This is a genomic window from Bradyrhizobium sp. PSBB068, from assembly GCA_016839165.1.
GTDB lineage: Bacteria > Pseudomonadota > Alphaproteobacteria > Rhizobiales > Xanthobacteraceae > Bradyrhizobium.
In genome coordinates, this window is record CP069300.1 from 5,282,576 (window position 1) to 5,301,278 (window position 18,703).

General features: G+C 66.4%; 18 protein-coding genes. 11 read left to right on the plus strand and 7 right to left on the minus strand.

All coding sequences use genetic code 11. The features are described from left to right. Positions 1 to 175 precede the first annotated feature (175 nt). From JQ507_24750 to JQ507_24770, 5 genes are all read left to right on the plus strand, one after another. Positions 176 to 925: a DUF2147 domain-containing protein gene (locus JQ507_24750; protein QRI68128.1), complete on the plus strand. Its 750-nt coding sequence runs from the start codon at positions 176 to 178 to the stop codon at positions 923 to 925. A 115-nt stretch (positions 926 to 1,040) separates the two neighbouring features. Further along, positions 1,041 to 2,144, plus strand: a complete 1,104-nt coding sequence (locus tag JQ507_24755) for a helix-turn-helix transcriptional regulator (GenBank protein ID QRI68129.1) — start codon at positions 1,041 to 1,043, stop codon at positions 2,142 to 2,144. Between the two features lie 129 nt (positions 2,145 to 2,273). Continuing rightward, the gene (locus tag JQ507_24760) at positions 2,274 to 2,921 is read left to right on the plus strand and encodes a septation protein IspZ (GenBank protein QRI68130.1); all 648 of its coding nucleotides are present in this window, start codon (positions 2,274 to 2,276) and stop codon (positions 2,919 to 2,921) included. Positions 2,922 to 2,973: 52 nt separating this feature from the next. Further along, positions 2,974 to 3,372 (plus strand): hypothetical protein, encoded by a 399-nt coding sequence (locus JQ507_24765; GenBank protein QRI73499.1) that lies wholly within the window; start codon positions 2,974 to 2,976, stop codon positions 3,370 to 3,372. A gap of 154 nt (positions 3,373 to 3,526) precedes the next feature. Next, the gene (locus JQ507_24770; protein ID QRI68131.1) at positions 3,527 to 5,068 is read left to right on the plus strand and encodes a FecR domain-containing protein; all 1,542 of its coding nucleotides are present in this window, start codon (positions 3,527 to 3,529) and stop codon (positions 5,066 to 5,068) included. Positions 5,069 to 5,084: 16 nt separating this feature from the next. Here the strand turns inward: JQ507_24770 and JQ507_24775 are convergent, their stop codons facing one another. Together JQ507_24775 and psd are read right to left on the minus strand one after the other, a co-directional pair. Further along, complete coding sequence (locus JQ507_24775) at positions 5,085 to 5,969, minus strand: NUDIX domain-containing protein (GenBank protein QRI68132.1); 885 nt, start codon at positions 5,967 to 5,969, stop codon at positions 5,085 to 5,087. Positions 5,970 to 6,104: 135 nt separating this feature from the next. Continuing rightward, positions 6,105 to 6,974: a phosphatidylserine decarboxylase gene (psd, locus tag JQ507_24780; protein QRI73500.1), complete on the minus strand. Its 870-nt coding sequence runs from the start codon at positions 6,972 to 6,974 to the stop codon at positions 6,105 to 6,107. Positions 6,975 to 7,008: 34 nt separating this feature from the next. Between psd and JQ507_24785 the strand changes: the two genes are divergently transcribed. Next, positions 7,009 to 8,673, plus strand: coding sequence for an aminotransferase class III-fold pyridoxal phosphate-dependent enzyme (locus tag JQ507_24785; GenBank protein ID QRI68133.1), 1,665 nt, complete (start codon positions 7,009 to 7,011; stop codon positions 8,671 to 8,673). A gap of 282 nt (positions 8,674 to 8,955) precedes the next feature. On the opposite strand, the gene JQ507_24790 is transcribed toward JQ507_24785, so the two are convergent. The 3 genes from JQ507_24790 to JQ507_24800 form a co-directional block, all read right to left on the minus strand. Next, complete coding sequence (locus JQ507_24790; protein ID QRI68134.1) at positions 8,956 to 9,573, minus strand: hypothetical protein; 618 nt, start codon at positions 9,571 to 9,573, stop codon at positions 8,956 to 8,958. A 220-nt stretch (positions 9,574 to 9,793) separates the two neighbouring features. Further along, a complete protein-coding gene (locus tag JQ507_24795; protein QRI68135.1) occupies positions 9,794 to 10,483 on the minus strand; it encodes a methyltransferase domain-containing protein in 690 nt (229 codons plus the stop codon). Positions 10,484 to 10,516: 33 nt separating this feature from the next. Next, the gene (locus JQ507_24800; GenBank protein QRI68136.1) at positions 10,517 to 11,572 is read right to left on the minus strand and encodes a glycosyltransferase family 1 protein; all 1,056 of its coding nucleotides are present in this window, start codon (positions 11,570 to 11,572) and stop codon (positions 10,517 to 10,519) included. 138 nt (positions 11,573 to 11,710) lie between these two features. On the opposite strand from JQ507_24800, the gene JQ507_24805 reads away from it, so the two are divergent. The 5 genes from JQ507_24805 to JQ507_24825 all read left to right on the plus strand — a co-directional run bounded on the left by JQ507_24805 (position 11,711) and on the right by JQ507_24825 (position 18,003). Next, positions 11,711 to 13,093, plus strand: a complete 1,383-nt coding sequence (locus JQ507_24805) for an ABC transporter substrate-binding protein (protein ID QRI68137.1) — start codon at positions 11,711 to 11,713, stop codon at positions 13,091 to 13,093. Positions 13,094 to 13,206: 113 nt separating this feature from the next. Next, positions 13,207 to 13,989: a sulfite exporter TauE/SafE family protein gene (locus JQ507_24810; GenBank protein ID QRI73501.1), complete on the plus strand. Its 783-nt coding sequence runs from the start codon at positions 13,207 to 13,209 to the stop codon at positions 13,987 to 13,989. Between the two features lie 181 nt (positions 13,990 to 14,170). After that, on the plus strand, positions 14,171 to 14,845 hold the full coding sequence (locus JQ507_24815; GenBank protein QRI68138.1) for a L,D-transpeptidase: 675 nt from the start codon (positions 14,171 to 14,173) through the stop codon (positions 14,843 to 14,845). A 208-nt stretch (positions 14,846 to 15,053) separates the two neighbouring features. Next, positions 15,054 to 16,622 (plus strand): DUF4403 family protein, encoded by a 1,569-nt coding sequence (locus JQ507_24820; protein ID QRI68139.1) that lies wholly within the window; start codon positions 15,054 to 15,056, stop codon positions 16,620 to 16,622. Between the two features lie 166 nt (positions 16,623 to 16,788). Beyond that, a complete protein-coding gene (locus JQ507_24825; protein QRI68140.1) occupies positions 16,789 to 18,003 on the plus strand; it encodes an ABC transporter substrate-binding protein in 1,215 nt (404 codons plus the stop codon). Positions 18,004 to 18,114: 111 nt separating this feature from the next. Here the strand turns inward: JQ507_24825 and JQ507_24830 are convergent, their stop codons facing one another. Both JQ507_24830 and JQ507_24835 read right to left on the minus strand, forming a co-directional pair. Next, positions 18,115 to 18,267 (minus strand): hypothetical protein, encoded by a 153-nt coding sequence (locus JQ507_24830; protein ID QRI68141.1) that lies wholly within the window; start codon positions 18,265 to 18,267, stop codon positions 18,115 to 18,117. 103 nt (positions 18,268 to 18,370) lie between these two features. After that, a complete protein-coding gene (locus JQ507_24835) occupies positions 18,371 to 18,658 on the minus strand; it encodes a hypothetical protein (GenBank protein ID QRI68142.1) in 288 nt (95 codons plus the stop codon). Positions 18,659 to 18,703 lie beyond the last annotated feature (45 nt).

Below are 18,703 nucleotides of genomic sequence, written 5' to 3' on the forward strand. Positions count from 1 at the left end.
GCTTAGGGATGCGGTGCTCACGGCGCAGTGACTTGCATCACCATGGCAATTTCTCCCCGCCGCGGCGCGCCTTCGGCTGCGTCCGCCGGCGTGATGTGGATCACAGAACCTGGCCGCGCGGCCGCGTAGCGTCCGGACCAATCGATCCACCCCGCCCCACGCCACGGAGACCCAGATGAAGAAGCTCGTTGCGATCGCCGCGCTGCTGATGGCCACCACATCGGCGCATGCCGGCGGCACCGGCATAACCTTCGAGATCGACGGCCAGCGCGTGCATGTCGAGGCGCCGCGCAATTGCAGCGCGCTGTCCTGCATCCGCATCTCGGCGCCGGGCTATAGCGGCACGATCGGCGGCATCAGCAAGAACTTCGGCTCGAAGTCCGATGATGCTGAGGACGTCGCCGCGACGAGCTCGCCGCCACCGGCGCCCACCCCCGCGCCGGCTCAGGTCGCAGCGCCGCAGCCGGCCGCGCCGGTCGCCGCCGCGGTCCCGCCGCCTCCTCCGCCCCCGGCAACGGTTGCGACCGCCGCCCCTGCGCCGGTCGATGCCACCCCCGCTGCGACCGCACCGGCCCCGGTCGCAGCGCAGCCTTCGCCGCAGCCGCAGGCCGCGCCGGTTGCCTCAGCGCCGGCAACGGCGCCGACCGGACCGATCGGCGTCTGGGCCACGGAGGAGAACAAGGGCAATGTCCGCGTCGAAGCCTGCGGTGCCAGTCTCTGCGGCTATTCCGAGAAGACCAACGAACGCATTCTGATCAACATGAAGCCCGACGGCGGCAAATGGAGCGGCCGCATCCACGATCCCGACTCCGGCCGCAACTACGACTCGACGATCGCGATGAAGGGCCCGAATGCGATGCGCGTGCAGGGCTGCGCCTTCGGCGGCATGTTCTGCGGCGGCCAGACCTGGAAGCGGGTCAGCTGAACCGCAACTGACATCAGATTTTTGTGGTTGCCCCGGCGGTCGCTTCATGCGGACCGCCGGGCGCGCTATAAGCGTCGCAGTGTCGAGGTTGATTTGAACCTGCAGGCGGCTTGCGATGGCGATGACGGCTCTTGAACTCGGTCTGCGAGGCGCGGTGGTCGCGCTGTTCCTGGTGGTTTGCGCGGTGCTGCTGCTGCGCTACGCGGCAGTCAATCGCGCCGCAAGCCTCGGCGCCGCGATGGGCGCGGCCGGCGCGGCCTATGCGATTACGACCGCCCCCTTCTTTCCCGCATCATCATTCGGCTGGAGCTCACCGTTCGTCGCCTTCGCGATGGGGTCTCCGGTGATCTTCTGGCTATGGGCGCGCGCGATGTTCGAGGAGCGGTTTGCCCTGCGCCCTTGGCACGCGGCGGTGTGGACGCTGGTCGCCGGCCTCGGCGTCGTGAGCCATAGCGGCTGGACCATGTCGCCCGCGCTCGCAGCAGGCTGCGGCCGCACGCTGGCGCTGGCGACGATCGTGTTCGCGCTGCTCGGGATGGCGCAGCTGCCGAGGGGATGGCGCACGGCCGTGACGACGGCACGCGGGCGGCTGTTGATCGCGCTGGTCGTCGGCATCGGTCTCCAGATGACGTTCGCCGCCGCGGCCGGGTGGGCAGCGCTTCCGACCCGCTCGATCGACCTCAGCGCCGCACTCGCCCTTACCGCATTCGCGCTGATCGCGATCTGGATGATGCTGTTCGATCCGCCCGAGAACCAGCCGGCCGTCGCCGGCGCGGGAAACGGACCGGCCGCGCGGCAGGCGCGCCCGCTCGCGCATGCCGGCCCGCCGGCCTCGAGCCAGGCCGCGCTCAATCACCTCAGGCATCTGATGGCGACCGAGCGAACCTATCGGCAGGAGGGGCTGACCATCGGCGTGCTGGCGGTCAAGCTCGGCATGCCGGAATACCGATTGCGCACCCTGATCAATGACGGGCTCGGCCACCGGAACTTCAATGCCTTCCTCAACCGCTATCGGCTCGACGAGGCCAAGGCGGCGCTCGCCGATGCGGGCCAGGCCGAGGTACCGGTGCTGACGATCGCGCTCGATGCCGGGTTCCAGTCGTTGGCGCCGTTCAACCGCGCCTTCAAGGCGGACACCGGGCTGACGCCGACCGAGTTTCGCCGGCAGGCGATCGCCGGGCAAACCGCGGATGCGGCGGAAATCGCGCGGTCGGGGTGAGAATTCGCTCCTCGATTTCAGAAATCGATAGGCTTGCAGCCCCACAATCTGCCTAGCTGCTCCGACGCAGGCGCCGCGTCGCGGCAAGGCGTGATCAGGCATGACAAGGCAAGCGGAGCGCGACCACCGATGAAGCATTTCCTCACCGCGGCTAGGCTGCTGGCCCTCGACCTGGCGTCGACCCTTGTCTTTCTCGTTCTGTTCCTGGTGACCCACAACACCGCGCTCTCGGTCGGCCTCGGCATCGCGTTCGGCGTCGTGCAGATCGGCCTCCAGATCATGCGCGGCAGGCGGATCGATACCATGGAATGGCTGAGCCTGTTCCTGGTGGTTACCGCGGGCACCGCGACGCTGCTCACCAACGACCCGCGCTTTGTGCTGTTCAAGCCCAGCGTGATCTACGCCATCGTCGGCGTCGTGATGCTGAAGCGCGGCTGGCTCAACCGCTATCTGCCCGAGATCGCACAGAAAGTCGTGCCCGATGTCGCCGTCAAGGTCGGCTATGTCTGGTCGGGGCTGATGTTCGCCTCCGCCGCGGTCAACGCCTTCGTCGCGCTGACCTGCGAGATCACGACCTGGGCCGTCGTGATGCCGATCTTCGGCATCGTCAGCAAGGTCGTGGTGTTCCTCGGCGGCTTTGCCGCGCTCCGCCTCACCGCAAGGCGCCGCATCCGCGCCATGCCCGAGGCCGAACGCGAAGCCGTGCTCGCGCTCGAGCGTGCTCCGGAGGCCCGCGCTGCCGTCACGGCCGATCTCACGCCGTCCGCGAGTGGTTAACGAAACAAACCGGCGCGCGACGAAACCATTTTGCCGGGCGCATGAAGAATCGCTGAAACCAAGCCTGCCTAGTGATGCTCCCGACGACGCGCTGCATCGGCGCGATCACCACAAGGGGGACAAGATGGCTTTCACCGCTTCCGCGCTCCGTCACGGCAAACTGCTGGCGGCAACGGCGTTCACGCTCGGTCTGTTGACGTCCGCGTCCTATGCCTACACCGACGAGCAGCAGCAGATGTGCACCGGCGACGCGATGCGGCTGTGCAGTTCGGAAATCCCGGATGTCGATCGCGTCACCGCCTGCATGGTGCGCCAGCGCGCGCTGCTCAGCGACGGCTGCAAGGCCGTCTTCCACTACGTGCCCCCTGCGGCGGCCGCGCAGCCCGCAAGCTACACCCCCGCGGCCAAGCCGGCGAAGCCACTCAACATCACTCCTCACAAGCGCGGATAACCAAAACCCCAAGCAGCGACCGGGCACCGCGCTTCCTGTCGGGGGCGCGGTGCTTGATCGTTCTGGTCCGCCATGACAACAAGGCAGGACCGTTCATTCGGCATTCAGCCTGACGCGGCTCAATTGCCGATCCCCAAGGCCTCCCCGGGAATCGATGGTGATGCGCCGCACCTTTCTCTTTGCGCTCCTGCTTGGTGCCGGCGTCGCCATGGGTTGGCATACAACCGCCGATGCCGCGCCCGAGCTGACGCAGCTTGCACAAGCACAGCCTGCTCCGGCCCCCGCTCCTGGCGCGGCGCCGAGCGCGACGCCGGCCGCGCCCGCAACCGCTGCTCCGGCCGCGACGCCGCAGGCCACCGCGCCCGAGCCGATCGGCAACGTCGCCACGCTGACCGGAACCGCGACGGTCACGCGCAACAACACCACGACGCCGCTGCAGATCCGCGACGACATATTCGCCAATGACGATGTCGCCACATCGGCAACCTCCTCGCTCGGCATCACCTTCAACGACGGCACCACCTTCAACCTGCGCGCCAATGCCAGGATCACGATCGACAATTACGTCTATGAGGATGGCGGCCAGCAGAACAGCGCGCTGTTCAACGTCGCCAAGGGAACGGCGGCGTTCGTCGCCGCCGCCGTCGCCAAGACCGGCAACATGAAGATCTCGACGCCGACCGCAACCCTCGGCATCCGCGGCACCACCGGCCTTGTCGAAGTGCCCGAAGGCGCGCGTGCGACCAGCAACAATGTCGGCATCAAGCTCTATCCCGACGCCGACGGACATGTCGGCCGCATCGAGGTCAATGACCGCAGCGGCGCCTCGCTCGGCGTACTGACGCGCGGCGCCAGCGGTTTTGCGATTCGTCCCGGCACCGGCGGCGCGCGCTTTGCCGCGGTGCCGTTGACGATCTCGCCGCAGCAGATGACGCGCGACCAGGGTTTCGTGCGCGCGGTGCATTCCGCGCAGACGCTGGGCCGCCAGGTCGTGACCGAGCAGCGCGACTTCCGCAGAGCCAATCCCGATTTCCGCCGCACCAATCCGGCCGCGCCCTATCCGAACCGCGGCCAGCCGGTGCAGCCGAACCCGCAGCGCCAGAACGGTCTGCCGGGCCAGAACCGCAACGGCCCGCAACCGCCGGCTCAGCAGAATCGGCCGGGCCAGTTGCAGCAGCCCGGTCAGCCGAACCGTCCCGGCCAGCCGCAGCAACCGGGCACGCCCGGCCGCCAAGGTGCGCAACAGCCAGGCTCGCAGCAGCCGGGCACGCAGCAGCAAGGCGGCGCACGGCACGCGCTGCCCGGCCAGCCCGGCGGCACGACGCTGCCGCATGCGCCCGGCGTCCAGACGCCGGCCGGCCAGCAGCCTGCTGGACAGCAACCGGCGCGACAAGGCGGCGCCACGCAACCCGGCGCTCAACAGCCGCCGGCACGTCAAGGCGGCCAGCAGCCCGGACGCACGCAGGCGCCGGGCGGCGTGCGCCAGCCCGTGCAACCGGGCCTGCCGCGACAGGGCACGGCCCAGCCGGTGCCGCAGTCACCTGGCCAGCCGCGACCCGGCCTTCAGCAGGCTGCACCGGGCGCGCGTCCGGACCTGCAACGGCCCGCAGCGCAGGCGCGTCCGGCCTTCCAGCAACGGCGCGCACCGCCACCGCGCGCGGCAAAGCCGCCGCCCAAGAGCAAGCGCCACAATTGATTGGAAGCGCGCCGCGTCAGGCCGCGCGGCGCAGCCAGTCGCGCACGCGTTCGATCAGGTTCTTGCGCAGGATGGGCTGATCGGCCGTGGCCGCGGCTTCGATCTCGCGCGCGGATGACGGCTGCTCATCCGATGCAGCGACCGCCACGACATACTCGGTCTCCACCACTTCGCCAGCATCCGCCGCATGGTTGGGCACCATGGCCGGCCGATCCGGCTCGGCATCGACAGTCGGTGTCTCCGCGAGATCTGACGGCTCCGGGGTGACTGACACGTCAACTGGCAGTGACGTGTCAGCCGCGATCGGCGTCTCGGCGACCTCGGGCACTTCAGTGAACTCCGGCAGTTCAGTGAACTCCGGCCGATCAGCGATCGCAGGCGTATCGACGACGACGGGTGCGTCAACGGCCGGCTCTTCCGCGGCAACGCGCGCGCGGCGGCGTTCGGCGGCGGCGACCCGCAGCCGCGCACGGCGCTCGCGCTCCGCCTGCGCCGCAGCCTGCAGCGCGATCGGGCCGACATTCTCCAGGAACATGCGCTCATAGCTGCGCGACAAACGGTCGAGCGCCGCGTCCAGCGGCAGCCAGTCGACTTCCCTGATGTCGCTCATCAACTCGCGCACCGGTCGGCCGCCGGCATCCATGCGCCAGTAGTGCACCACCTTGGAGCGCCCGCCGGACTCATAGACCAGCGTGCCGAGGAATTCGTGCACCTCGACGGCGTGGCCGGTTTCCTCCAGCACCTCGCGCTCGGCCGCGGCGCGCGCCGTCTCACCGTCGTCGAGCTTGCCCTTCGGCAGCACCCACTCATTGCGCTTGCGCAGGCGCACGACGGCAAAGCGCGGCGGCGTCTCCCGCCGCAGCACGATGCCTCCCGCCGCCAGAACAGGCGTCCGCGCCATCTCATATCCCAAAGGTTTGCGATTTAGGATCGTCGCTCGACGATCAACGCCATTCTAAAGCATGATCCGGAAAAGGGGAAACCAGTTTTCCGGGCAGATCATGCTCAAACAATGACACGCGAGGGAAAAACCCGATCAAATCACAGGCTTTCGCAGCAGCGGTTCGCCGCATTTGATCCGCGTTCCCTCAACGACATTGTCGCAGAACTCGAAATTGCCGGGCGCGAGCACGATGATGGTCGAGCCGTGCTCGAACCAGCCGAGTTCATCGCCTTTCTTCACATGCGCGTCGCAGGTGAAATCCACCGGCCCCCGCGACTGCGCGTTCAGCGTGACATCGAGGAAATGCAGGCGAAGGCTTGCCACCAGGATCGCGGCGACCGGAACCAGGGTCAGCGCCTCGCCGGTCGGCAGTTTTGCGCGCAGCACCGCGCGCTCGTTCTTGCAGAACAGCCGCTCGACCCGCTTCAGCGCGATCGGATTGACGTTCCAGACGTCGCCATGGATGAACGTCACCTTGTCGATGGCAAGATCATACGGTGCGTGGAAGCGGTGATACATGCTCGAGGTCAGCCGCAGCGTGACGAAGCGGCCGTTCTTGTGCTGCTCCACCAGCGCGGGATCGCCGAGCAGATCGAGCAGCGAATAGGGCGCTCCCTTGACCTGGAACAATTGAGTGTCCTCGATCCGGCCATGCGCACCGATGATGGCATCCGACGGGCTCGCGATGATGGCAGGATCGGCCACCGCCGGGCGCAGGCCGGGCTTGAGCTCGCGGGTGAAGCAATCGTGCAGGCTCTTGAACTCGGTCTTCTTCGCTTCCGACAGATCGAGGTCGGAGAACAGCTTCCAGCAGGCGATCGAGGCATCGCGCACCAAGGGATTCTCGACCTTGGAGAACCAGCCCATGAAGCGGGTCAGCGCCGCCCGCGGAATCCGGTTGGTTAGCAGGAAATTGAGGTCCTCCTGCTGGGTGAATGCCGAGATCAGGCCCTTGACTGTCATGAATTTGTTAGGTGCCGAGGCTAGCGCTTCTGTCATGGAAACATCCCTTCCGATTCTCTCGCTGTCCGCCGCCGCCCTTGCCGGCGCCGCCGCAGCCTTCCCCAAGATCCAGGCCCGCATCGCGCTGTCGCGCGCCAAGCACCGCTCGCTGACCGGACATTCCAAGATGTCCAAGATGGTCGCGCGCATGGTGCCGCACTACGAATTCGACATCGACGAGTTCTTCTGCTCCGACGGCGCGCCGAAGAACATCGCGATGCAGCGCCAGGACGGCTTCTTCCGCCTCGCCGGCCTCTACGGGGATCGCTACCCCAAGGGCCGCGCGCTCACCGCCGAGGTGACGGAGCGCATCTCCGACCTGCAGTTCACCGAATCCTACCGCGTGCCGTTCCAGTACAGCCGCCTGGTGCGCGAGCATCTGAACACCTCGGCATTCGTGCAGGCCTCCAGCGGCGTCACCGTCACCGACCTTGACGGCAATGTGGCCTACGACCTGACCGGCTCCTACGGCGTCAACATCTTCGGCAACGACTTCTACAAGGAGTGCATCGCCGAGGGTGAGAAGCGGGCGCAAGCGCTCGGCCCCGTGCTCGGCCCCTACCACCCGATCATCGCGGACAACGTCAAGCGGCTCTGCGAGCTCTCCGGCCTCGACGAGGTTTCGTTCCACATGTCCGGCACCGAAGCCGTGATGCAGGCGGTGCGGCTCGCGCGCTACCACACCAAGCGCACGCACCTGGTGCGCTTCGCCGGCAGCTATCACGGCTGGTGGGGCGAGGTGCAGCCCGGCGTCGGCAATCCGGTGTCGCCGCACGAGACCTACACGCTCGCCGACATGTCCGAGAAGACACTGCATGTGCTGCGCACCCGCAAGGACATCGCCTGCGTGCTGGTCAATCCGCTGCAGGCGCTGCATCCGAACTCCAACGCGCCCGGCGATTCCGCGCTGGTCGATTCGTCGCGCAGCTCGAAATACGACCGCGCCGCCTACACCGAATGGCTGAAGAAGCTGCGCGAGGTCTGCACCGAGCGCGGCATCGTCCTGATCTTCGACGAGGTGTTCGTCGGCTTCCGCCTCGCGGCCGGCGGCGCCCAGGAATATTTCGGCGTCAAGGCCGACATGGTGACCTACGGCAAGAGCCTCGCCGGCGGCCTGCCGGTCGGTGTGGTGTGCGGCCGCAAGGATCTGATGCGGCGCTTCCGCGACGATCGTCCCGCCGACATCTGCTTTGCGCGCGGCACCTTCAACTCGCACCCCTACGTCATGACGTCGATGGACGAGTTCCTGAGCCGGCTGGCCAGCCCGAACTTCCGCTCGATCTATAACGGGCTGGACGAGACCTGGAACGGACGCGCCAAGGCGCTCAACGACCGCCTCACGGCCGCGGGCCTTCCGGTTCGCGTCGGCAACATCTCGTCGATCTGGACCGTCTATTACACCGAGCCGTCCCGCTACAACTGGATGCTGCAATATTACCTGCGGGCCGAAGGCCTGGCGCTGAGCTGGGTCGGCACCGGCCGCCTGATCTTCACCCTGAATTACACCGACGCCGACTTCGCCGAGGTCAGCGATCGTTTCGTCGCCGCCGCCGAAAAGATGAAGCGCGACGGCTGGTGGTGGCACAAGGAAGGCCTCACCAACAAGAACATCAAGCGACAGATCCTGAAGGAGATGGTCGCCGTGAAGTTCGGGCGCTGACGGCTGGCGCCGTCCGTTTGCTCCCTCGCCCCGCTTGCGGGGAGAGAGTCGGGGTGAGTGGGACTCTCGACGAGAGCACCGATAGACGGACTCGCGGAGAGTCCCCCTCACCCGGATTGCATCTACGATGCAATCCGACCTCTCCCCGCAAGCGGGGCGAGGTGAAGTCAGCGCGTGGTCGAGAAGATTCAAGGCGAAGCCGTCTTCTTGCATGGCCCTAAGAACGGTGATGCCCGGGACGAGCCCGGGCATCACGCAGTTTGAAGACGCTGGGAGCAACGATCAGGCGTGCCTGACGTGCTTCTCGAGACCCGGATCGATCAGCTCGCCCTTCATCAGGAACAACGGCGCCTTGTGATAGAGCTTCAGGTCGTGGAACGGATCGGTGACGATCTTGGTCATCCAGACGAGGCCGGTCTCGACGTCGCGGATGAAGAACAGGTGGATGGTGCGGAACAGCAGGCCGCCGACGCCGACCGCAAGCCAGATCTTGGCGACCTGACGGGTGAAGTCGCCCATCGTGACCCAGGGCTTGAACAGGCCGAACAGCGTCGGATCGAAATACAGCACCATCGGCGACAGCGCCCAGATCGCCATCAGCACGACCTTGCGCTGCAAATTGTAGCCGACCTTGATGTCTTCCTTGTGCTCGTGGGTCGCCTGGTTGACGTGGTCATACCCCTTCGGCTCGAAGAAGAAGTGACCGGCCTGGCGCGAGGTCATCGAGACCAGCCAGCCGACCAGCGCCGACACGACCGGATCGAAGAACAGCATCACATAGGCGAACAGGAAGCTCAGCGCGCTGACGAAGTGCAGGCTCTGGTTGATCCGGCTGTGATGGTAGAAGCGATGGTCATCCCAGCGCTGGGTACGCAGCTCTTGCAGAAAATTCTTGATCATTGGTTCCCCCAACATCTTTCGGGACAGGATTTACAGGGCTTCGATGTACCGCGTGTGACATCATCATAATGACATATGACAATGCGGAGCGACACCTTGACGCGACTGGAGAAGGTCTCGCCTCATCCCGGCGATTTGCGCGGATGAGGCGGAGGGTATCGTAGCCTCCCGGTTCGGACCCGCGCTGTGCGCGACCTCACCCGGAAGGAGCTGCCTGGCCTCAGGCCGCCTTGGCGACGTCCGCCTTGCGGAAGCGGACCAGCGAGAAATGGCCGAGCGGCGGGATCAGGCGGCGCTCCGCGAGCTCCATGCCGCGCGCGCCGGCCAGCCACTTGGTGTAGCGCGACCAGGCGAATTCGGCGGTCCGGAACCCGAGCGGGCGCACCACCGGCTGCAGTGTCTGCTCGATGAAGCGGCGGACGCCGGCATCGGCGCTGACGCGGGTCAGGATGATCAATTCGCCGCCAGGCTTCACCACGCGCGCGAACTCGTCCATCGCGGCTTCCGGATTCGGCACCGCCGACAGCACGTACTGCGCCATCACGACATCGAACGAATTGTCGGGAAATTCGAGCTTCTCGGCATCCATCACCGCCAGGCCCTCGACATTCTTCAGGCCCTGCTCGGCGACGCGCTTCTTGGCCTTCTCCAGCATCGCCTCGGAGATGTCGGTGCCGAAGATGCGGACGTTTTGGCCGTAGAGCGGCAGCGAGATGCCGGTGCCGACACCGACCTCGAGCACGCGGCCGCCGATCTTGTTGGTAGCCTGGATCGCAGCCTGCCGGCCCTTGCTGAACACGCCGCCAAACACGAGGTCGTAGATCGGCGCCCAGCGGTCGTAGGCCTGCTCGACCGTCTCGCGGTCGAAGTCCATGGAACGGTCGGCGCCCAGCTTGATAATTTCAGCCATAGAGAGTCTCTCGTCTTTCGTTCGATTGAGCTGTTAATTCGGAACCGCACTGCGGCCGGCGACGCGGCGGGCGGGCCGCGGCGCGCGGCTCGGCTGCAGCGTGGCAAGATTGCCGATGAACTGACGCGCACTGTTTTCCCAGGAACGCTCCAACGCAAAATTGCGGCAGTCCGCGCGCGACATGTTCAGCGCGCGCAGGCAGGCGCTGCGCAAATCATGGTCGATCGCGCCGATCGGATGGTCCGATATGACGTCCTTCGGGCCGGTCACAGGGAACGCCGCGACCGGCGTGCCGCAGGCCAGCGCCTCGAGCTGCACGACGCCGAACGTGTCGGTCAGGCTCGGGAACACGAAGACGTCGGCGGCAGCGAGGTGCGAGGTCAAATCCTGGCCCTTCTTCTCGCCGAGGAAAATCGCGTCGGGATATTTCTGTTCCAGCGCCGCCCGTTGCGGGCCGTCGCCGACCACGACCTTGGAGCCCGGCAGCTCCAGCGACAGGAAGGCGTCGAGGTTCTTCTCCACCGCGACACGGCCCATGGTCATGAAGATCGGCCGCGGCAGATCGAGCACGGCCGGCTGATCCGGATTGAAGATCTTGGTGTCGACGCCGCGGGTCCAAGAGCCGAGCCTGCGGAAGCCGCGCTCGGCAAGCTCGGTCCGCAGCGAGTCGGTCGCAACCATCGTCATGGAGCCTGCGGCATGGAAGTGCCGCAGCACGGCGTAGCCGACGCTGTCGGGAATTCCGGTGCGCACCGAAACATATTCGGGGAAGCGCGTTGTATAGGACGTGGTGAAGGCGAGCTTGTTGCGCTGGCAATAGCCGCGCACCGCCCAGCCGATGGGCCCTTCGGTCGCGATGTGGATCGCCTCGGGCGCGGCCTCCTCGATCCGGCGCGCGATCTCGCGCCGGTTCGGCAGCGCCACCCGAAGCCCCGGATAGGTCGGCACGCCGACCGAACGGAAACCGTCGGGCGTCAGGAATTCGATCTCGGCGCCCAGCGTCGCTGCGCTGCGCGCCAGCGACGTCAGCGTCCGGACCACGCCGTTGACTTGCGGATGCCAGGCATCGGTCGCAACGAGTATGCGCATTGCAGGAGATCCAAACCGTTAATCTTGATTCTGCTCGCACGACGTTCTGACATGGATGTTTCAAACGTATGACGTCATCGAAATGTTAGGTTGTTTTTCGGGGCAAACGGCCGGTTTTTCGTGTAACGTGACAATCAGATGTCAGAGCAGAGTGAAAATCCCGGCACCACGCGCCGCAGGCTCAAACGACGAAACTCGTCGCTCCTGATCCTGGCGATCGGCATCCTTGTGTTCGGCGGCGCCGCGGGCGCGCTGCTCTACGCGCTACGTCCGGTGACGCTGTTGATCGCGGTCGGCCCGACCGGCAGTGAGGACGTCAAGCTCGTCCAGGGCTTCGCCCAGGCCTTCGCGCACAGCGGAAGCCCGGTGCGATTGAAGCCGGTCCCGACCCAGGGCGCCGCCGAAAGCATCGCGCTGTTCACTGCCAACAAGGTCGATCTCGCGGTGGTGCGCGGCGACCTCAATCTGCCAGCGAGCGCCGAGTCGGTCGCGGTCCTGCGCAAGAATGTCGTGGTGCTCTGGGCGCCCTCGGGCGGCAAAGGCAAGCGGCGGTCCGCCAAGATCAAGAGCATCGACGACCTTGCCGGGCACAAGGTCGGCGTGGTCGGCAGCACTCAGGCCAATGTCACGCTGCTGCGCGTGATCCTGACCGAGTCCGGCGTCAACCCCGACAAGGTCGCGGTCAGCCAGTTCGCCGTCAACAAGATCGCGGACCTCGCGCGCGATCCGTCGCTCGACGCCTACATGACGGTCGGCCCGCTCGACAGCAAGGTGACGGCGGAAGCGATCGCGGCGACGGCGGCCGCGCGCGGCGAGCCGAAATTCATTCCCATCGAGGTCTCCGAAGCAATCGCGCAGAAGCATCCGCTCTACGAATCGGAGGAGATCGCCGGCAGCATCTTCTCTTCGTCGCCGGCCCGTCCCGAAGACAAGGTCGAGACCGTCAGCGTCAACCACCTGATCATCGCGCAGCACAGCCTGCACGAGGCAACCGTCGGCGCGCTGGACCGGCAGCTGTTTACGCAGCGCCTCCAGGTCGCGCGCGACCTGCCGGCGGCAGCCAAGATCGAGAAGCCGGATACCGACAAGGACGCCGCATTGCCGGCGCATCAGGGCGCTGCCGCCTATATCGACGGCACCGAGCGCACCTTCCTGGAAAAATACTCCGACTATATCTGGGGCGGCATCCTGCTGCTCTCCGGCCTCGGTTCGGCCGGCGCCTGGCTGCGCCACTACATGAAGCGCGACGAGCGTGAGCAATACATCACCCACCGCGACAATCTGCTGACGCTGATCGCGCGGGTGCGCGGCGCCGAGACCGCGGAGCAGCTCGCGGCGATGCAGAGCGATGCTGACGCGCTGCTGCGCGAGGCGCTCGATTGCTACGACGACGGCGCGATCGATGAAGGCGACTTGTCGGTGATCGGGCTGACGCTGGAGCAATTCCATCACGCCGTCGCCGACCGCCGAGCCGCGCTCAACGGCGACAGGCCGGGCCTGCCGCGGATGCGCACCGGCTAGCGCACAGACGCCGATTGCACCGAGAGCAATGTGCACCGAGAGCAATATTTGGATTGCACATGCATGCGCGCGTGGCCATGTATGAGCACGACCACAACGCTCCGCACCACACCATGATCACGTCCATCATCACAGACCTGCCTGCGCCTTTCGTGCTCGCGGTGGCGCTCGCCGGCGTCTTCCTGATCGCCTTCATGAAGGGCGCGTTCGGCGGCGGCTTTGCCATCGTCGGCATCCCGCTGCTCTCGCTGGCGATGGATCCGATCGCGGCCGGCGCGCTGCTCGCGCCGCTGTTCGTCATCATGGACATCACGGCGCTGCGATTCTGGCGCCCCAATACGTGGTCGCGGGTCGACCTCGCGATGCTGCTGCCCGCGCTCGTGGTCGGCATCGGCCTCGGCTATTTCGTGCTGCGCGATCTCGACCGCCATGCCGTCGAGATCGTGATGGGCGTCGTGACGCTGGTGTTCGCCGCGCTGTGGTTCATCGGCGGCGGCGAGATCAAGCCGCGTCCGCGCTCGACCTTCAAGGCCGCGGTCGCCGGCCTGTCTTCCGGTGTCACGACGATGGTGGCGCATTCGGGCGGGCCGCCGCTTGCGATCTATCTGCTGCCGCTCGGCATGTCGAAGGCGCTCTACGCCGGCACCACCAGCCTGTTCTTCACGGTCGGCAACCTCCTGAAGGCCGGTCCGTGGCTCGTGCTCGCCACGCCGTCGCGAAGCCTGTGGATGCTGATGGCGCTTTGCGTGCCGGCCGTGCCGGTCGGCGTCTGGGCCGGTTGGCGGCTGCACGAACGGCTCGACCAGCGGGCGCTGTACCGCCTCTGCTACGCCATTCTCGTCATTACCGCGGCCAAGCTGCTGTGGGACGGACTGGCCGGATACATCCACCTCTGAGGTCGCCCGCTTGCCGGCAACCCGCCCTTAACCCTGCGACGAAACACGAACGAAACAAAACCCTAATGCCACGAAACCATTTTGGCGATTTCGTGCAAACGTCCTGAAACGCCTCCCCTGTATTGGTTTCCTCAACGATGCGCCGAACTGGCGCGCAGGGCGCAAACAACAGGGGTCGACAATGTTCAATTCCATCATGCTAAATACGCGTCTGGCTGCCGCCGCCTTCGGCGCGCTGGCGATTGGCGCCGTTGCCTTCTCGAACTCCGCCGCGGCCGCTCCGCTGCCGATGTTCCCCTTCATCCTGACGCCGCCGACCGCGGCCGTGCAGCCCCCGGTGCAGTCGATGCCGCAGGCGCAGGAGGAAGACCGTTCGGTTGAATTGCCCGCGCGCTTGCGCCGCCAGGTCGTCGCCTATCCGACCCGCGAGGCGCCCGGCACCGTGATCATAGACACCCCGCACACCTATCTCTATCTGGTGCTCGGAGGCGGTCAGGCGATGCGCTACGGCATCGGCGTCGGCCGCGACGGCTTCACCTGGTCGGGCACCCAGACCATCACCAAGAAGGCAGAGTGGCCGGATTGGACCCCGCCGCCGGAAATGATCGCGCGCCAGCCCTATCTGCCGCGTCACATGGCTGGCGGCCCCGGCAACCCGCTCGGCGCCCGCGCCATGTATCTCGGCGGTACCGTGTATCGCATCCACGGCACCAACGCGCCGGAGACGATAGGTACCCATGTCTCCTCCGGTTGCCTGCGCCTCACCAATGAGGACGTCACCGACCTCTATTCGCGGGTCAGCGTCGGCACCAAGGTGATCGTGCTGCCGATGACCGACCGTCGCGCCGCGCTTTAGCCGGACATTTCCAGACATCGACGACGGCTCCGGCATCTTGCCGGGGCCGTTGTCGCGTTCATATTCGTTAACGACCAGATCGTTAACGTCTGAGTGATCCCGGGCGGGCCGCCGGCCCCCGCCCCCGAAGCAGCGTGATCCCGCCACACTGGCGCCCTCGTCGGGGGGCCTGTACAACCCGTCAAGTTGATTTTCATCCGGGGGGACGATGCGTCTACCGATGCATCCAAGGACGATCGCGCTCGGGCTCACCGTGGTCCTCGTCTCGTTCGCGATCAGCCTCAAAGCCATGGACTGGCTCGCGCCGAGCGTCACCGTGCAGACGCCGCCACTGGTACAATTGCCGCCGCTGCCGCCGTCGCCGCGCTCCTCGACGGTCGTGGCGCAGGTCTCGGTCGCGCTGTCGGCGATCCGCGATGCCGCCGAACGCGGCGCGCCCAAGACCTTCGGCGGCAAGGCCGACAACCCGGTCCAGCAAATCCTGCAAAATGCCGACATCGGCTGGACCGCGTCGCGCGGGCCGATCGCGGCCACCGGCGCGCAGGACGTGCTGACGCTGACGACCCCGATCAACGGCACGCTCAAGGTCACCGGCTCGCTATCGGACAAGGCGACCGGTGCCGTCACCAACGCGCTCGGCAGCCTGCTCGGCGGCAATGTCGCCAGGCAGATCGGCTCCGTGAACATCAAGAACGTCAACGCCAACGCCGACATCAAGGGCAGCGTCACGCTGACTGCGCGGCCGAAGCTCGGCGCGTCCTGGCGGATCGAGCCGAACCTGCAGGCGCAGGTCAATCTCGGCGACACCAGCCTGTCGGCCGCCGGCGTCCGCATCAGCGTGCCGGCCCAGGTCAAGCCGGTGATCGACAAGGCGGTCGCCGACCAGATTTCCGTGGTGGAGGCACGGTTGCGCAACGACCCGGTGTTCCAGAACAGCGCCCGCGCGCAATGGGCCAAAGCCTGCCGGTCGATCCCGCTGCAGGGCACCGGCGGCACCTCGTCGATGCCGCCGATGTGGCTCGAGCTGCGGCCGACCCGCGCGATCGCGGCCCAGCCCAAGGTCGATGCGTCGTCGGTGATCCTGACCATGGGAATCGAGGCCGAGACGCGGATCACCGAGGCACAGACGACCCCGAACTGCCCGTTCCCCGACAAGCTCTCCATCGTGCCGCCGATGTCGAGCCAGGTCGCGATCGGCCTGCCGGTCGACATGTCCTTCACGACGCTGACGCAGCTCGTCGAGGCGCAGCTGAAAGGCAAGACTTTCCCCGAGGACGGCTCCGGCCCGGTCGACGTCACCGTCAAGAGCGCGAGCATCGCCGCCTCCGGCGACCGGCTTCTGATCTCGCTGCTGGTGCACGCCAAGGAGAAGAAGAGCTTCTTCGGCCTCGGCGCCGAGGCGACCGTGCACATCTGGGGCCGGCCGCGGCTCGACCAGGCGGCGCAGACGCTGCGGCTCGCCGACGTCGAGCTGGCGGTCGAGTCCGAGGCTGCGTTCGGCCTGCTCGGCGCCGCCGCGCGCGCCGCGATCCCGCATCTGCAGCAGGCGCTCGCCGACCGGATGGTGGTCGACCTCAAGCCGTTCGCGAGCAACGCGCAGCGCAAGATCGCCGCCGCCATCGCCGACCTGCAGAAGAACGAGGAAGGCATCCGGGTCGATGCCGACGTCACCAGCATCCGCCTCGCCAGCATCGCTTTCGATTCGAAAACGCTCCGCGTGGTCGTGGAAACCGACGGCACCATCAAGGCCGCCGTCACCGCGCTACCGGCGCTGTAACTTGGCTCTCCCTCTCCCCGCTCTTTGCGGGGAGAGGTGAATGGCGCCCGCCGTGCCTCGCTCCCCCGCCGCATGCCCAAAAAGTCGCCTTTGCGACAGGTTGCCGCACCGGATAGAAGGTGCCCGTGGAAGCAATCTTCGACGAAAAACCAGGGAGAGAAACACGATGAAATCGCTCTTGGCCGCAGCGGCGGCCAGCCTCGCGCTTGCGGCCTCCGGCACCGCGGCCAACGCCCAGATCTCCGACGACGTCGTCAAGCTCGGCGTGCTCACCGACATGTCGAGCCTCTATGCGGACGCCACCGGCAAGGGCTCGGTCGCCGCCGTCGAGATGGCGGTCGCCGACTACGGCGGCAAGGTGAAGGGCAAGCCGATCCAGGTCGTCGTGGCCGATCATCAGAACAAGCCCGACGTCGGCGTCAGCATCGCGCGCAACTGGTACGACAACGACAAGGTCGATGCGATCCTCGACGTGCCGACCTCATCGGTCGCGCTGCCGATCTCGGCGCTGACGCGCGAGAAGAACAAGATCCACATCAACTCCGGCGGCGGCTCATCCGACATCACCGGCACCGCCTGCTCGCCCAACACCGTGCACTGGACCTACGACACCTACGCGCTGTCGAACGTCGCCGGCAAGGCGATGGTCAAGCGCGGCGAGGACACCTGGTTCTTCGTCACCGCCGACTACGCTTTCGGCATGGCGCTGCAGCGCGACGCTGCCAACGTCGTCAAGGAGACCGGCGGCAAGGTGCTCGGCGACGTGCGCCATCCGCTCAACTCGTCGGACTTCTCGTCCTTCCTGCTGCAGGCGCAGGCCTCCAAGGCCAAGGTCGTGGCGCTGGCCAATGCCGGCGGCGACACCACCACCGCGTTGAAGCAGGCCGCAGAGTTCGGCCTGGCCCAGGGCGGCCAGAAGCTGATCGCGCTGCTGATGGAGATCACCGATACCCACGCACTCGGCCTGAAGGCGACGCAGGGCCTGATCGTCACCGACGCCTTCTACTGGGACATGAACGACGAGACCCGCGCCTTCTCGAAGCGCTTCAATGAGAAGGTCGGCCACATGCCGACCATGATCCAGGCCGGCCTCTACTCGGCGACCATGCATTACCTGAAGGCGATCGAGGCCGTCGGCACCGACGAGGCGCCGAAGGTGATGGAGCAGATGCGCAAAACGCCGATCAACGACTTCTTCGCCAAGAACGGCCATATCCGCATCGACGGCCGCATGGTGCACGACATGTACCTGTTCGAGACCAAGAAGCCCGAGGAATCCAAGAACGAGTGGGACCTCTACAAGCTGATCGCCACCGTGCCCGGCGACGAAGCGTTCCGCCCGCTCGACAAGGGCGGCTGCCCGCTGGTGAAGTCGAACTGACGCACGCCGCGGCAAGCGGCCGGGTCCGCTGCAATGCGCGCCCGCCAAGAGCCAATGAAAACGCGCCCGGCCATACCGGGCGCGTTTTTCATTTCGGGCCGTCAGCCCGCGCTATTCGCCATTCGCACCTGGAATCATCCAGGTCGAATAGGTCTGCCAGACGCCATCGCCCAGATTGCGTTGATAGGCAATGAAGTCGGCATGGTCGCCGTGCACGAGTTCAAAGCGATAGAACCTCGAGAGGTCGTCGATCTGCTTGGTCATGGAACGTCTCCGTCATAAGGGAAAGTCCTGTATTTCGACGTAGTCGGCGCAAGCTTGCGATCAATAGGATGACAATCATCATTCAATCACAGATTCGAGAGCCTCAGCGCCGGGCACGATGCGAAATGCGGCGCGGCGCCTCAACGACGCCGATACCGCTTTCCAGCGCCTGGAGCCTCTGCAGCACCGCCGGCGGCTCGAGCACGAGCTTGGCGGCAGGCGTCGGCGCACCGTTGTTGAGCACGTCCCGATACGGATAGAGCGCCTGGAAGGCGGCTGGCTCGGAGATCGCGGCCTGGGCAGAGGCCGCCGTCGCCGCGATGGCCGACAGCGCCGCAGCCAGCGCGATGGTTTTCAACGTCCCGGCGAGATAGGAAATCCTGGTGGTCATGGTAACGCTCCTGATTTACATCGTACACGATTAATTCGCTCGCGC

What these genes read in the sequence shown, in the direction of transcription:
- JQ507_24750 (QRI68128.1), top strand. Translation starts at nt 176, where the DNA reads ATGAAGAAGCTCGTTGCGATCGCCGCGCTGCTGATGGCCACCACATCG.
- JQ507_24755 (QRI68129.1), top strand. Translation starts at nt 1,041, where the DNA reads ATGGCGATGACGGCTCTTGAACTCGGTCTGCGAGGCGCGGTGGTCGCG.
- JQ507_24760 (QRI68130.1), top strand. Translation starts at nt 2,274, where the DNA reads ATGAAGCATTTCCTCACCGCGGCTAGGCTGCTGGCCCTCGACCTGGCG.
- JQ507_24770 (QRI68131.1), top strand. Translation starts at nt 3,527, where the DNA reads ATGGTGATGCGCCGCACCTTTCTCTTTGCGCTCCTGCTTGGTGCCGGC.
- JQ507_24775 (QRI68132.1), bottom strand. Translation starts at nt 5,969, where the DNA reads ATGGCGCGGACGCCTGTTCTGGCGGCGGGAGGCATCGTGCTGCGGCGG.
- psd (QRI73500.1), bottom strand. Translation starts at nt 6,974, where the DNA reads ATGACAGTCAAGGGCCTGATCTCGGCATTCACCCAGCAGGAGGACCTC.
- JQ507_24785 (QRI68133.1), top strand. Translation starts at nt 7,009, where the DNA reads ATGGAAACATCCCTTCCGATTCTCTCGCTGTCCGCCGCCGCCCTTGCC.
- JQ507_24790 (QRI68134.1), bottom strand. Translation starts at nt 9,573, where the DNA reads ATGATCAAGAATTTTCTGCAAGAGCTGCGTACCCAGCGCTGGGATGAC.
- JQ507_24795 (QRI68135.1), bottom strand. Translation starts at nt 10,483, where the DNA reads ATGGCTGAAATTATCAAGCTGGGCGCCGACCGTTCCATGGACTTCGAC.
- JQ507_24800 (QRI68136.1), bottom strand. Translation starts at nt 11,572, where the DNA reads ATGCGCATACTCGTTGCGACCGATGCCTGGCATCCGCAAGTCAACGGC.
- JQ507_24805 (QRI68137.1), top strand. Translation starts at nt 11,711, where the DNA reads ATGTCAGAGCAGAGTGAAAATCCCGGCACCACGCGCCGCAGGCTCAAA.
- JQ507_24810 (QRI73501.1), top strand. Translation starts at nt 13,207, where the DNA reads ATGATCACGTCCATCATCACAGACCTGCCTGCGCCTTTCGTGCTCGCG.
- JQ507_24815 (QRI68138.1), top strand. Translation starts at nt 14,171, where the DNA reads ATGTTCAATTCCATCATGCTAAATACGCGTCTGGCTGCCGCCGCCTTC.
- JQ507_24820 (QRI68139.1), top strand. Translation starts at nt 15,054, where the DNA reads ATGCGTCTACCGATGCATCCAAGGACGATCGCGCTCGGGCTCACCGTG.
- JQ507_24825 (QRI68140.1), top strand. Translation starts at nt 16,789, where the DNA reads ATGAAATCGCTCTTGGCCGCAGCGGCGGCCAGCCTCGCGCTTGCGGCC.
- JQ507_24830 (QRI68141.1), bottom strand. Translation starts at nt 18,267, where the DNA reads ATGACCAAGCAGATCGACGACCTCTCGAGGTTCTATCGCTTTGAACTC.
- JQ507_24835 (QRI68142.1), bottom strand. Translation starts at nt 18,658, where the DNA reads ATGACCACCAGGATTTCCTATCTCGCCGGGACGTTGAAAACCATCGCG.